The sequence below is a fragment of the Clostridium sartagoforme genome, assembly GCF_004794105.1.
GTDB lineage: Bacteria > Bacillota > Clostridia > Clostridiales > Clostridiaceae > Clostridium > Clostridium sartagoforme_B.
Genome location: NZ_SRYR01000001.1, coordinates 281,146 through 294,108, shown reverse-complemented (window position 1 = coordinate 294,108; position 12,963 = coordinate 281,146). Strand labels below are relative to the sequence as shown.

Annotated in this window: 14 protein-coding genes; 3 read left to right on the top strand and 11 right to left on the bottom strand. The window is 27.6% G+C overall.

The window, feature by feature from the left end:
- The first annotated feature begins 88 nt into the window (after nt 1–88).
- A complete protein-coding gene (locus tag E5347_RS01245) occupies nt 89–739 on the top strand; it encodes a glycosyltransferase (RefSeq protein WP_136003774.1) in 651 nt (216 codons plus the stop codon).
- Nucleotides 740–812: 73 nt separating this feature from the next.
- On the opposite strand, the gene E5347_RS01240 is transcribed toward E5347_RS01245, so the two are convergent.
- The 5 genes from E5347_RS01240 to E5347_RS01220 all read right to left on the bottom strand — a co-directional run bounded on the left by E5347_RS01240 (nt 813) and on the right by E5347_RS01220 (nt 4,568).
- Nucleotides 813–1,589 (bottom strand): Tim44 domain-containing protein, encoded by a 777-nt coding sequence (locus E5347_RS01240; protein ID WP_136003772.1) that lies wholly within the window; start codon nt 1,587–1,589, stop codon nt 813–815.
- 114 nt (nt 1,590–1,703) lie between these two features.
- Complete coding sequence (gene yidC / locus E5347_RS01235; protein ID WP_136003770.1) at nt 1,704–2,342, bottom strand: membrane protein insertase YidC; 639 nt, start codon at nt 2,340–2,342, stop codon at nt 1,704–1,706.
- Between the two features lie 43 nt (nt 2,343–2,385).
- Nucleotides 2,386–2,613: a hypothetical protein gene (locus E5347_RS01230; protein WP_136003768.1), complete on the bottom strand. Its 228-nt coding sequence runs from the start codon at nt 2,611–2,613 to the stop codon at nt 2,386–2,388.
- Between the two features lie 95 nt (nt 2,614–2,708).
- Nucleotides 2,709–3,683, bottom strand: coding sequence for an alpha/beta fold hydrolase (locus E5347_RS01225; protein WP_136003766.1), 975 nt, complete (start codon nt 3,681–3,683; stop codon nt 2,709–2,711).
- A gap of 342 nt (nt 3,684–4,025) precedes the next feature.
- Nucleotides 4,026–4,568 carry a cysteine hydrolase family protein gene (locus tag E5347_RS01220; RefSeq protein ID WP_136003764.1) on the bottom strand — a complete coding sequence of 181 codons (543 nt, stop codon included), beginning with the start codon at nt 4,566–4,568 and terminating at the stop codon, nt 4,026–4,028.
- A 312-nt stretch (nt 4,569–4,880) separates the two neighbouring features.
- On the opposite strand from E5347_RS01220, the gene E5347_RS01215 reads away from it, so the two are divergent.
- Together E5347_RS01215 and E5347_RS01210 are read left to right on the top strand one after the other, a co-directional pair.
- Nucleotides 4,881–5,345, top strand: coding sequence for a GreA/GreB family elongation factor (locus E5347_RS01215; protein ID WP_136003762.1), 465 nt, complete (start codon nt 4,881–4,883; stop codon nt 5,343–5,345).
- Between the two features lie 26 nt (nt 5,346–5,371).
- Complete coding sequence (locus E5347_RS01210) at nt 5,372–5,812, top strand: acyl-CoA thioesterase (RefSeq protein ID WP_136003760.1); 441 nt, start codon at nt 5,372–5,374, stop codon at nt 5,810–5,812.
- A 236-nt stretch (nt 5,813–6,048) separates the two neighbouring features.
- Here E5347_RS01210 and E5347_RS01205 read toward each other — a convergent pair whose 3' ends face one another.
- The 6 genes from E5347_RS01205 to E5347_RS01185 form a co-directional block, all read right to left on the bottom strand.
- Nucleotides 6,049–7,065, bottom strand: coding sequence for an oxidoreductase (locus E5347_RS01205; RefSeq protein ID WP_136003757.1), 1,017 nt, complete (start codon nt 7,063–7,065; stop codon nt 6,049–6,051).
- Nucleotides 7,066–7,189: 124 nt separating this feature from the next.
- The gene (locus tag E5347_RS01200) at nt 7,190–8,899 is read right to left on the bottom strand and encodes a WD40/YVTN/BNR-like repeat-containing protein (RefSeq protein WP_136003755.1); all 1,710 of its coding nucleotides are present in this window, start codon (nt 8,897–8,899) and stop codon (nt 7,190–7,192) included.
- Nucleotides 8,900–9,025: 126 nt separating this feature from the next.
- The gene (locus E5347_RS01195; RefSeq protein WP_136003753.1) at nt 9,026–10,225 is read right to left on the bottom strand and encodes an FprA family A-type flavoprotein; all 1,200 of its coding nucleotides are present in this window, start codon (nt 10,223–10,225) and stop codon (nt 9,026–9,028) included.
- A gap of 511 nt (nt 10,226–10,736) precedes the next feature.
- The gene (locus E5347_RS01190) at nt 10,737–11,201 is read right to left on the bottom strand and encodes a hypothetical protein (RefSeq protein ID WP_136003751.1); all 465 of its coding nucleotides are present in this window, start codon (nt 11,199–11,201) and stop codon (nt 10,737–10,739) included.
- Nucleotides 11,202–11,271: 70 nt separating this feature from the next.
- Nucleotides 11,272–11,421 (bottom strand): hypothetical protein, encoded by a 150-nt coding sequence (locus E5347_RS16750; protein WP_168354877.1) that lies wholly within the window; start codon nt 11,419–11,421, stop codon nt 11,272–11,274.
- Between the two features lie 301 nt (nt 11,422–11,722).
- On the bottom strand, nt 11,723–12,925 hold the full coding sequence (locus E5347_RS01185) for an FprA family A-type flavoprotein (RefSeq protein ID WP_136003749.1): 1,203 nt from the start codon (nt 12,923–12,925) through the stop codon (nt 11,723–11,725).
- Nucleotides 12,926–12,963 lie beyond the last annotated feature (38 nt).

Sequence of the window (12,963 nt, the reverse complement as noted above, 5' to 3'; positions counted from 1 at the left end):
AATTTAAATTAATAATAAATCAGTATTTTGTAGAATATATAAATGTACTTTTAATTAAGTAACACATAAATCTTAAAGGAGAATTAAAATGAAAAAATTTTTAAAGAAATCACTTTTGACTTTATTTTTATTAAATTTAGTCTTTATTCCATTAAAAGCTCATGCCTTAGAAAATAACAATTTTGGTGATGTAGTTGAAACTAAATCAAAATGCAATTTAAAATTTAAAGAGCGTCAGCTTTGGATTGAACATGTTTTATGGACTAGAAGCTTTATTGTAAGTGATATTGCTTCTCTCGATGATAAGGCTCCTGTATTGGAAAGACTACTTAAAAATCAAGATGATATTGGTAATTCTATAAAACCTTATTATGGTGAAGAAGCTGGAAATAAACTATCTAAGTTATTAAGAGAACATATAGAGCTAGCAGGTAACGTTCTTGATTCTGCTAAAAGTAAAGACTCTACTTCCTTTGATAAATATAATAAACTTTGGTATGAAAATGCAGATGAAATAGCTGATTTTTTAAGTGCTGCAAATCCTAATTACTCAAATAAAGTTTTAAAGGATATGCTGCACAAACATCTACAATTTGTTACAGATCAAGTTACTCATAGACTTAATGGTGAGTGGAAAAAGGATATTGACTCCTATGATAAAGGCCAGGAACATATGATACATTTTGCTGATATTCTATCAGAAGGAATAATAAAACAATTTCCTGATAAATTTAAATAAAATAAGAAAAGGTATTAGAGGATATTTCCTTTAAATACCTTTTCTTATTTATATATTTATTTATACAAATACTTTATTTTTCTATATTAATATCAAAGAAATCTAAATCATCTATTTCATCTAACTGCCTTATCTCGTCTAGTATCCAACCTCTTTCATTTCGTATAAACTTCCAATATTCTTCAAAAGGAACTGATTTGAATTTATTTCCTTCTATTAAATCTCCAGTTTCTTCATTTATTAAATAATCTATAGCCTTAGCTCTTATATGAATCCATACAACATCATTTTCAGTTCCATCTTTATCTTTAATTGCAATTGGAGTTGCTTTTAATAACTTCATATTTTTAAGAATATTTTTTTCTTTTCTTACCTTCATCCACCCAGTTTTTGAACTATGCCTAGCATATAATTTTTCGCTCATATATTCTTTTGCTATGTCTTGATCTCTTTCCATCCATGCATCTTGAATTTTATAAAAAGCTTCTTCTATATCACTTTTCATTTTTTTATAATCCCAGTTATAATCACTCTTACTTAAGCCTTTTATTGCTGAAATACTTTTCATTTTCTTTTTGCTAAGCTGTACTTTAAAAACTATAACACCAGCTGATGAAATACAAAAAAACATTCCTAAATTTATTATTGAAGCAATAGGGTTGCTTCTTCTATATCCGCCTGCACTTCCACTATGGTGTGAGGTGCTTCCACCACCGCCTCCGCCACCTCCACCACCTCCGCTGCCTCCGCCACCACCTGCCCGTGCAAAGGCATTTGATGGTATATTAATTGCTAAAATCAATAAAATAATAGGTACTGCTCTTTTAACAAAATGCTTTATTCTACTCACTTTCTCACTCTCTTCCTTTTACCTTAGTCTTACATAGTACTTATATACATTTTATAATAATTCTTCAATCTGAAAAAGGTATTTAAAGGAATTCTCCCTTTAAATACCTCCTGTTTATGAAAATACTTTATTTTTACTATATAACCTAAATCCAATATCTTCAATCAAAGTAAATACGCTTGAAGTTATGAAATATATTCCTAGTGCTATAGGTGCTTTAATAGTAATTACTACCCCTAAGATCATCATAGGTAAAACTGTCTTTATACTAGCAGGTTCCTCATTACTTCCGAATACTCTAAAATATGAAATAATACTTGGAGCTATAGTTATAAGTGTATAAATTATCGGTACTATAAACTTATCATCAGCATTCCCAATATTCATAGCCCAAGGTATTAAAATTGTCATAGCTTCAACTTTCAAGCTATTAATTGACATATATAATCCTGAAATAATTGGCAATTGTAGTATAGGAATTAAACAACCTAACATACCCTTAGAGCTTTCTAGATATAACTTATTTAATTCATCCTCTTGTTTCTTTTTATTATTTTTATATTTATCTTTAACAAATTCTATCTTCTTACTAAAAGCTAGTTGCTTTTTCATAGCTATTCTTTGTTTTATCGAAAAAGGTAGCATAATGAGCTTAACCCCTAAAGTCAATAGTACAATAGCTATACCAAAGTCTCCAGTAAAGCTATAAAAGAATTCAATCATAGTTTCAAAAATATTAATAATGATGTCCATAAGTCCTCCTTATTTTATAAAAATTTTCATAAACATCATCATTTTAAAACAAGGTACAATATCGCCAAATATCTATCTTTTCATAAGTATTAAACTCATCTAATGTTAAGTTTATAAAGTAATTAAATATTTCTTTATTTATGTAGCTTAAAATAACTTTATTAAAACTTTTTCTACCATTAGAAAAATAACCTTTAAAGTATATAAACAAAAATGTTGTAATACTAAATATAAATATTAAATTAATTAAATATATTGCATCAAACTTCATATATATCTCCTTAAAAGTTATTGTTTAACTCATTATAAGATATATTTTATTTTATGTCAATATATGGATAGCTTTGTTTTCATATGTTTATTTCTTTAATTAATATATTTACCTAAGAAGCTAAATACCTTCTCATAATATTTATCTGGATCTACGTCAGGTGCTGAACCATGGTCTGCCCCATCAATTACTAATATATCTTTTTCACATTGAGCTGCTTCATATAATCTATATACCATCTCTGTAGGTACATAATTATCATTTCCTCCATGGGTAAATAACATTGGAGTTTTTGATTTTTTTACTTGTTCTAATACTGAAGCTTCATCAAAATTATATTTAGCTCTTATAGATGTAACAACTTCTGCTGCATTTAAAATAGGAAATGGAGGTAATCCAAATCTTTCATATAATTGAGCCTCAAACATTTCCTGAACTGATGTATATCCACAATCTTCTATAATTGCTTTAACATTACTAGGTAAATCTTCTCCAGAAGTCATCATAACTGTAGCTCCTCCCATAGATTCACCATAAAGAACTATTTGTGAATTACTATCTAAAGATAGAACATAATCTATCCAAAGTAACATATCTTTTCTATCTAACCATCCCATTCCAATGTACTTTCCTTCACTATTTCCATGAGCTCTCATATCTGGAGTTAATACATTGTAACCTTTATTATAAAAATTTAAGGCTATAGGCTGTATATCTTCATGACTTGATGTATAACCATGAGCTATTATAACCCACTTATCAGTTTTTTCCTCTTGAAAATAAAGTTTTCCCCAAAGATTCAATCCATCCTCTGATAAAATTGTAGTATCTTCAGTTTTGACTTCCTCTAACCACTTTGAAACATCTTCTTTAGATTTTTCCTTATTAACTACTTCTGCATATGTTTCTACAGATTGAGGTGCATTAGGATCTATATTAGCCTCAGTAACTATTCCTTCTTGTCTTACTAGTGCATAATTAAAGAAGTAATTACCTACATAAGCTAGTCCAACAAATATCACTAGTAATACACAAACTATTATTGAAATTATTATTTTTTTCTTCTTCATAAGTTCCCTCTCTTATTATCTTTTTTAACCTAATTTTAAATACAAATAATTTGACTGTCAAGATATTTGTGATTAGAACCTTTATAACCTCATACTTCTATAGCCTTCTCTGCGCCCTTGCTAGTTTCACTTTATAGTAAGAACTTTAATTGAAAGAGTAAACTAACCTTTAATATGTTATAAATTTCAATAGAGTGTATTAAGAAAATAAAAATCATCTAATAATACCTTTAATTTTCTTACTCTTATAAATCCAAATTTATATTACTGTATTTAATAAAAATATGAGGATAACACTTTTAAAATTGTTATCCTCTTGCCTTGGAACATTTATTTATTTGTTTATTTATTTATAACTTTTCCCTGTAATCCTAAAATAACATCTAAGGTTTTATCATGTAATGCCTCATCAAAACTTGCGCATAAAGTAGCATCTACTGTTATTTCAGCTTCTCTAAATTGTGATTGGAACATTACAAAATTACTTATTACACAGATATTAGTTACTACCCCTACTATTTCTATCTCTCTTATATCATTTCCAATTTCTTCAGCTATATTAACCATATCTTTAGGAGATATACCAAAACCATACTTTTCATAATATAATGTGTTATTTCTATTTTTAAAATCTACGAGTCTTCCATATAACTCATGTCCCTTGCTTCCTTTAATACAATGAACTACTGGCAAATTCTTTCCTTCCCTTGTTTCTAAATAGTTTTCTTCATGAGTATCATAAGTAAATAGTACCTTATGTCCTTCACTTAAATAACTTTCAATTTTATTATAAATACCATCTTCTAAAGTTACAGCCTTTTCAAATCCTAAAGCACCATCTACAAAATCCTTTTGAAAATCAACAACTACTAATAATTTCCCCATATCATATTCTCCTTCTCATTTATACTATAATCAATATACTCTTTTTATAAGATTATACCTTATCTTTGATATACTGTTTAAACCATATACATCTCTTTTAGTTTTACCTATTATAAATTATACCAATTTATTAAAGAGGTGTATATTATGAAAAATAAATGTATTCTTTATAACTTATAAAGTGCTCACTTCCCCCTATCTTCTACATAACAAATGATATTATATCCATTTTACCTAAACAAATAATTTTTATTTTTCTTATATATATTATATAATGTTATCATGATATTTTTTAAGAGGTGATTAATTATTATGAATAATACTCTAACTGAAGAAAATATAAAAAAGTTAAGAGAAGAATTAGAATATAGAATGACTGTTAAAAGAGCTGAAATTGCTAAAGAAAAAGCCATAGCTGCTGCTCATGGAGATAGATCTGAAAATGCAGAATACAAGGAAGCTTGTGCAAACTACAGAGAAAATGATAATAGAATACAATATTTATTAAATATGATTTCTACAGCTACTGTTATAGCTGATGATGAAATAGATAATTCTACCCTAGGAATAAATAGTAGGGCTAAAATTAAATTCATTGAAGATGAATTTGAAGATATCGTTACTTTAGTAACAGTTATGGATTCTGATCCTGAAAATATGTGTATAAGTATCGAATCTGATTTAGGCTTAGCACTTAAAGGAAAGAAAGTTGGAGATGTTGTTGAAGTAATAGCTCCTGAAGATAAATATACTGTTGAGGTTATTGAAATATTATAAGATATAAGAATTATGAGGGGTACATTATGGAATTAATAACATACGAACATAAAGCACATTATTATGAAACTGATCAAATGGGTATAATACATCATAGTAACTATATTCGTTGGTTTGAAGAAGCTCGTGTATATCTAATGGAGGCATTGGGAGTTGGGTATGATGTAACTGAAGAAAAAGGTATAATAAGTCCAGTATTAGGTATTGAATGTGAATTTAAATCAATGACTCACTTTAATGATGTTTTAGAAATTATAGCTACAGTTGGCGAATACACAGGAATTAAACTAACTGTTAACTATGTAATTAGAGATAAAAAAACTAAAGAAATTAGATGTACAGGTACAAGTAAGCATTGTTTTATGTCAAAGGATAATAAAATTCTTTCATTAAAAAGATCCTTTCCTGAACTACATGAAATGTTTACTAATTATAAAAAAATATGCGATGAAAACCCAATAATATAATAAAATGCTAATATAACAACAAAGATAAATAGACCATGCTAGTTAGTTCGACATTTAAAATATTTTAGGAGCTTGAATTAAGTTTGATTGAAATTCAGCTTGTCTGAATTTTTTCCTTTTGTAGGTTTGCATCCTCAAGTTTAAATTACTTAAGAAGTTTTTAACATACTGTGCGTAAGCCGACTTGGAGCGTGCGACGGAGGCTGAGCATAATATGTTAAAAACTTCTGCTCAATTTAAAACAACCTCTTTATTCCTTCTTCTAGTATTTGAAGTTGTAATAAGGTTTCTTCATCTTTGATTTTCTTTTCCTTATTATTTACTAGAGCCTCATATAAATCATCATATACTCTTCCATAATCACCATTTACAGACTTAACTTTTTCCTCATGAATTGTACCTTCTTCATCTACATAAGTTAAAGTTCCATAGTGTTCAAAGGAGTCTATTCCAAAGTCTTTATTAGTAGGCATATAAAACATTTTTAAATGTTCCTCTTGTCTATCCTTACTTTCTTTTACAAATGAACCCTTCTTCCCATAAACTATAAAACTTGGTCTTGGTTTTATTCTAAAATAACTAGATTTAACTGAAATTTTTAAATTTCCATAGTATAAATCTAAGTCAAAGTAATCATTCATTCTACCTTTACCTAAAAGTTGTCTAACGTCATAATTAATATTATCCGGTTTACCAAAATAACTTATAACTTGATCTAAGATATGGCATCCATGTCCATATAAAAATGATCCATAGGGTGAAAATACTTTAGCTCCTTCTGGTGTTTCAGGTCTAAAATAATCAAAATGCATTTCTAATTCTAATAAATCACCAAGTTTCCCACTTTCTATTACTTTCTGAACTGTTAGAAAATCACTATCAAACCTTCTGTTTTGATATGCTTGAACTATTAATCCTTTTGATTTTGCTAAATCAAATATTTCCTTAGCCTCTTTATATGTTTCCATAAAAGGCTTTTCTACTAAACAATTCTTATTATTTTCTAATACTAGCTTAGCATAATTGTAATGGCTATCTTGCATAGTGCAAATAACAATTAGTTGTATTTCTTCATCCTTTAACAACTCATCTAAATTAGAAGTATAGTTAACTCCCTCTATTCTATCCCAGGCTTCATTATTAGGATTTCTTTGATAAATAGTCTTTACCCTTATATTTTCTCTTTGTAATACAAAAGGTAGATGATATCTATTTGTACTCTTTCCATTTCCTATATATCCAATTGTAAGCATAACATTCCTCCTAAGTTGTAATTTTCATACTATTATATTAACTTATAATAAGTAAAATAAATATCAAAATTTAATATTCTTTAGTAAACTGGTATCGCTACCCCCTTTATATAGTTACTATACTTTAATTATCTTTTACTTCCTCTTTAAACTCCCAAGTTAAACCATTATCCTTTGATTCATATAATGCATCACTATTTCCATTATAATCACCATCAGCACCTTGACCAACTAACATATTTAAAACTCCATTATCCTCAAAAGGCATTTCTGGAAAATCAAAAGGTTCTATCACCGTTCCACTCTCTAAGGTTACTTCCTTCCTTGGAATATTTATTTGAGTAAATGTTAATCCACCATCTTCAGTTCTATATAAGTCAGCTTCATCTCCTCCATTATGAGATAATGCTATAAATCCTAGTTTTTCATTTATAAAAGTAATTCCAGAAGCTCCTCCTAATCTACCTAAGAATGGATCCCCATTTAATACTTCAAAGTTATTTCCTCCATCTTCAGTAACTTCCAATGAATAAGCTCTACTCCCTGCAGCAGCCCCAACTATTTTTAATCTATATCCAATCTTATCAGTTAAATAATATTCTGGTTCTTCCCTATTTGATGAGCTACTAGGTTTTTTAGTAGTATTATCAACTGAGTTTAAAGGAGCTGATTTAACATTATTTAAATCCTCAACTAAATTATATCTAAAAGGAGTAATTTCCTTTTCTCTATTTGGAACATATACTGATACTGTATATCCTATAACTTCTGATGTTGCAATACTTGGCATATTTGTATTACCTTCATTATCAATATAGACTATACCATCTGTATTAAGTCCAAAGCTTCTTTTACCATAATATAAAATACCATATTTATTAGAATCCCATTTACTTACTGTATCTTTTAAAGGAATTACCTTCATTGTATCAAATAATGGTTCTAACAATTTATCATCATTAAAATCTGGGGTCACATAACCATCTAGTGTTACTCTTATTTTATTAGATTTATTTATATCATAATTTACTAAGAAACTATTAACTTCATCTTTATCATTTTTACCATAAACAAAGGTATAGAAAGACTCTATTTCTCCTTTACTATTAAACTCTAAACTTAGACCTGTATCCGAAATATACATAATTTCTGGCAAGTCTAGCTCTTTACTAATATCCTCAAATATACCTTCTATTCCAGTATCATATATGTTGTTATTATTAAGAGTTATATTTTTTTCATTTTTAAGTTCAAATAATAGCCAAGATAACTTACCATTAAAATTTAAAGCTGTCTTATAAATTTTCATACCATAATAGCCTGTAGTAAAAATAATTACTAATATTGATATCCATGTCCATACTGTTTTCATTAATGACTTTCTTCTTTTTTCTTCTTTAGAATGTAATATTTCTTTAAAGTAAGATACATCATAATCACTCTTATTATTAAAGCCTAAAATAACTATCCCTTTATTTCTAAGCTTTATATAAGCATATTTTTTATTTATTTTAAAAGACTTTATATCTTCTATATCTATTTCAATTCCATGGTAATCATCTAGCTTAATATAATCACTTGTAAAACTAAAGTTTTCAATAAGTTCATTTGGGTAATTACTCTGTTGCTTTATTATTAGTGCAATAAATGTTACTAAATATATAAAAAAGAATACTAAACATAAAATAAAAATATTAAGATTATTATCATATCTTCCAAATCTACATAGGGTATATAATTCATACATTGCTAATATATAAACTGCTATAAATAAAGGAAAACTTATCATTGATAAAAATATATTTTTAACTTTTATAATATTATATCGCTTCATTTAATCACCTCTTACATTACATAATTATACTCCTATTATTGTAAAAAGTATCCATAAACATCACTAAAATCTATTATCGCAATAAAAAAATCTGCGGTATAAACCACAGATTTTAATTTAAACTCTTTATTTCATTGATTTGATAACACCATCAACTAATGCATCCATATCTACACCATTCTTTTCATTCATTGCTGATAAAAGTGTTACCTTATTATCTAATAATGTCATATTCTTCATTCCTGCAAAGAAATCTCCAATTAACTTACCAGTGTTGCAAGCCCATGAACCATTTTCAATTAATGCAACTGTTCTCTTTTGAAGATTTAATGCCTTCATATCAATTAAGTAATTATGCATTGGAGGATATATTCCTGAATTATAAGTAACTGAAGCTATAACTAAATGACTAACTCTAAATGTTTCAGAGATTAATGTAGAAACATGAGTATTAGACACATCGTAAATTACTAAATTAGTTATTCCTTTTTCTACAAATTTAGTCGCAAGTACATTAGCTGCTGATTCAGTATTTCCATACATTGATGAATAAACTATCATAACGCCTTCTTCTTCAGGTTCATATTTACTCCATTTATCATATTTTTCAATAAAGTATGATAAGTTATTTCTCCATACTGGTCCATGTAGAGGACATATCATTTTTATATCTAAATCTTTAATCTTTTTAAATAAAATTTGCACATGTGGCCCATATTTTCCTACTATATTAGTATAGTATCTTCTAGCTTCATCAATCCAATCTCTTTCGAAATTAACTTCATCATTAAATAGTTTTCCATCTAATGTTCCAAATGTTCCAAAGGCATCAGCTGAGAATAGTATTCCTGTAGTCATATCAAAACTTACCATAACCTCTGGCCAGTGAACCATAGGTGCAGTAATAAATTTGAACTCATGCTTTCCGAAAGATTTAGTATCTCCATCAGCTACCATTTCTATTCTATCATCAGTATCAAATCCAAATTGTCTCATAAATACAAAAGATTTATCAGTGCTAATTATTTTTACTTCTGGATAACGAAGTATAATCTCCTCAATACATGCAGCATGATCTGGCTCCATGTGATTAACAACTAAATAATCTAATTTTCTACCTTTTAATACTGCTTCTACATTTTCAAAAAACTGTCTTGAAATAGACCAATCTACAGTATCAAATAATACAGTTTTTTCATCTAATAATAAATATGAATTATATGAAACACCCTTTGGTAGTGGATGAAGATTCTCAAATAAAGCAAGTCTCCTATCATTACCACCAACCCAATAAATGTCTTCTACTACTTTTCTAACACAAAACATTAGTATCCTCCTTTTCGCAATCATTCCATAATTTAGTATATATTAATATAATTTTTCACCACAAACTACTCATAGTTTCCCCATACATACATAGTTTTATTACTTAGTAAATAACTACAATTTTTAAAATTACTACTAATCTATTTTAATTTCCATCTTATATAAACATAAAATTTAATTTTAAACAATATAATTTCAAACAATAATTATTATTATAAAATAAAAAAAATATAGTGTCAAATATATATTATTACTTACTTTAATCTATTGTTACATCAACAAAAGTTATACACGATTTTGTATAACTTTTTTATTATAATTCATATCTAATTGAATTATTTTATAAATTTATATTTGCTTTTTTGGCTTGTTTACATAAATCTTTAACTTAAAAATTATACTTTTTCCATCTTTAATAAAGTTACTACCACATTGCCTAAACTCAAAATTAAAATTCTCGTTAATACATTGCTGTCTGATAGATAAAACCTAATTATAATTTTTTATACTTTTAAAGTTTAAATTTTTCATAATTATATGGTATGCTTGTACCTACAACTACATCTTCAATTTTTTCAATTATTAACCAATCATCCATATTACTCTGATGATCAAAATCCAACGTCTCTATTTCTTTAACTTCATTAAATTCTACTAAACAAAGGCATTTCTTATGCCAACGTATCCTTTGCTTTTCTGATAAATTAAGTTTTACTTTGTTTTTTTCAAATGTTTCATTTATTTCATCTTCAGTGAGCTTAGTGTAGTTTTCAACATTAGATACAATAGCAGAATGAGTAATTTTCATACTACCCTTTTCCATAAAATAAAGTGTCTCTCCAACCACTACGCGGCTATGCGGAATTTTCCTTCCTGCTGCTCCCCTTACAACCATTGTTTTACTTTCTGAAATAATTTTATCAAGAACCTTTTCACCTTTTTTCCCAGAATTATCACAATAAACTAAATGAACCATATTCCTCCCCCTATTATTGTTTATTTAATATATGAATATGTCAGGCTTATGCCTGACATATTATAATTAATTAGAATTTAGGACTTATTTCTGTAGATTGAATTTTCTTTAAGTCCTTTTGTCTTAGTCTTGTTTCATCCATTATTTTATCCCAAGACTCACCTGCTATCATCATTTCCTTTGCTCTAGAATAAGCTGCATTTCTACTTTCTCTATTCATACTTCCTCCAAAAATAATTATTGTTAGCATAAACTTAACATTAATATTATTGGAAAATTCATTATATTTTATTACAATATATATTTATATAATATTTTTTATTTCTTTCTAATAAGTAGCCAAGCTTCATTTAACCATTGCCCTTAATAATATATTCTATATATTATATTAAACCATAAATATATGCAAATCTGTATAATAACTGTAATTTTGTTAAAGTAGATACAATAAAAAAAAAATCTGCGATATTTTATCGCAGATTTTTTTATTATTAGTACTATATAAGTGCACTTATGATGTACTATTTATTCATAGATTCGATAACGCCTTCAACAAGTGCATCCATATCTACAACATTATCTTCCTTCATAGAAGAAACTAATGACATTTTATCATCTAATATGTTCATTCCCTTCATTCCATCAAGGAATTCTCCCATTAGTTTACCTGACTTAGTTGCCCAAGATCCATTTTCTATTAAAGCAATAGTCCTATTTTGAAGGTTAAGTGCCTTCATATCCATTAAATAATTATGCATTAATGGATATATACCTAAGTTATAAGTTACTGAAGCTAAAACTATATGACTAACTCTAAATGTTTCAGCAATTAATGTGGATACATGAGTATTAGATACATCATACATAACTATATTAGTTATTCCCTTTTCAACAAATTTAGTTGCTAACGCATTAGCAGCTGATTCTGTATTACCATACATTGATGCATATACTATCATTACAGCCTTTTCTTCTGGCTCATATTTACTCCATTTATCATGCTTGTCTATAAAATAGCCTAAATTTGTACGCCAAACTGGTCCATGTAATGGACAAATCATCTTAATATCCAGAGTACTTACTTTCTTAAGCAATGATTGTACATGAGGTCCATACTTACCAACTATATTAGTATAGTATCTTCTAGCATCATCAATCCAATCTCGTTCAAAGTTCACTTCATCATTAAATAACTTTCCATCTAATGCTCCAAAAGATCCAAAGGCATCGGCTGAGAAAAGAACTCCATTCTTAGTATCAAAACTAACCATAACTTCTGGCCAATGGACCATTGGTGCAGTTATAAACTTAATTTCATGTTTACCAAAAGACTTTGTATCTCCATCTTTAACTTCTTCTTCTCTACCATCAATATCGAAACCAAATTGTCTCATTAATAAGAATGATTTTTCAGTACTTACTATTTTAACATTTGGATAACGAAGAATTATCTCTTCTATTGAAGCTCCATGGTCTGGCTCCATATGATTTATTACTAAATAATCAAGCTTTCTACCTTTTAAAACAGCTTCAATATTTTCTAAAAACTGTCTAGATATTGACCAGTCTACAGTATCAAATAATACTGTCTTCTTGTCCAATAATAAATATGAGTTATATGAAACCCCTCTTGGAATTGGATGAATATTTTCAAATAGAGCAAGACGTCTATCATTACCGCCTACCCAATAAAGGTCTTCAGTTACTTTTCTTACACAAAACATAATTAATCCTCCTTTTGACTATGAAAATTTTAACTTTT

What these genes read in the sequence shown, in the direction of transcription:
- yidC (WP_136003770.1), bottom strand. Translation starts at nt 2,342, where the DNA reads ATGGACATCATTATTAATATTTTTGAAACTATGATTGAATTCTTTTAT.
- E5347_RS01200 (WP_136003755.1), bottom strand. Translation starts at nt 8,899, where the DNA reads ATGAAGCGATATAATATTATAAAAGTTAAAAATATATTTTTATCAATG.
- E5347_RS01220 (WP_136003764.1), bottom strand. Translation starts at nt 4,568, where the DNA reads ATGGGGAAATTATTAGTAGTTGTTGATTTTCAAAAGGATTTTGTAGAT.
- E5347_RS01215 (WP_136003762.1), top strand. Translation starts at nt 4,881, where the DNA reads ATGAATAATACTCTAACTGAAGAAAATATAAAAAAGTTAAGAGAAGAA.
- E5347_RS16750 (WP_168354877.1), bottom strand. Translation starts at nt 11,421, where the DNA reads ATGAATAGAGAAAGTAGAAATGCAGCTTATTCTAGAGCAAAGGAAATG.
- E5347_RS01225 (WP_136003766.1), bottom strand. Translation starts at nt 3,683, where the DNA reads ATGAAGAAGAAAAAAATAATAATTTCAATAATAGTTTGTGTATTACTA.
- E5347_RS01195 (WP_136003753.1), bottom strand. Translation starts at nt 10,225, where the DNA reads ATGTTTTGTGTTAGAAAAGTAGTAGAAGACATTTATTGGGTTGGTGGT.
- E5347_RS01205 (WP_136003757.1), bottom strand. Translation starts at nt 7,065, where the DNA reads ATGCTTACAATTGGATATATAGGAAATGGAAAGAGTACAAATAGATAT.
- E5347_RS01230 (WP_136003768.1), bottom strand. Translation starts at nt 2,613, where the DNA reads ATGAAGTTTGATGCAATATATTTAATTAATTTAATATTTATATTTAGT.
- E5347_RS01190 (WP_136003751.1), bottom strand. Translation starts at nt 11,201, where the DNA reads ATGGTTCATTTAGTTTATTGTGATAATTCTGGGAAAAAAGGTGAAAAG.
- E5347_RS01210 (WP_136003760.1), top strand. Translation starts at nt 5,372, where the DNA reads ATGGAATTAATAACATACGAACATAAAGCACATTATTATGAAACTGAT.
- E5347_RS01185 (WP_136003749.1), bottom strand. Translation starts at nt 12,925, where the DNA reads ATGTTTTGTGTAAGAAAAGTAACTGAAGACCTTTATTGGGTAGGCGGT.
- E5347_RS01245 (WP_136003774.1), top strand. Translation starts at nt 89, where the DNA reads ATGAAAAAATTTTTAAAGAAATCACTTTTGACTTTATTTTTATTAAAT.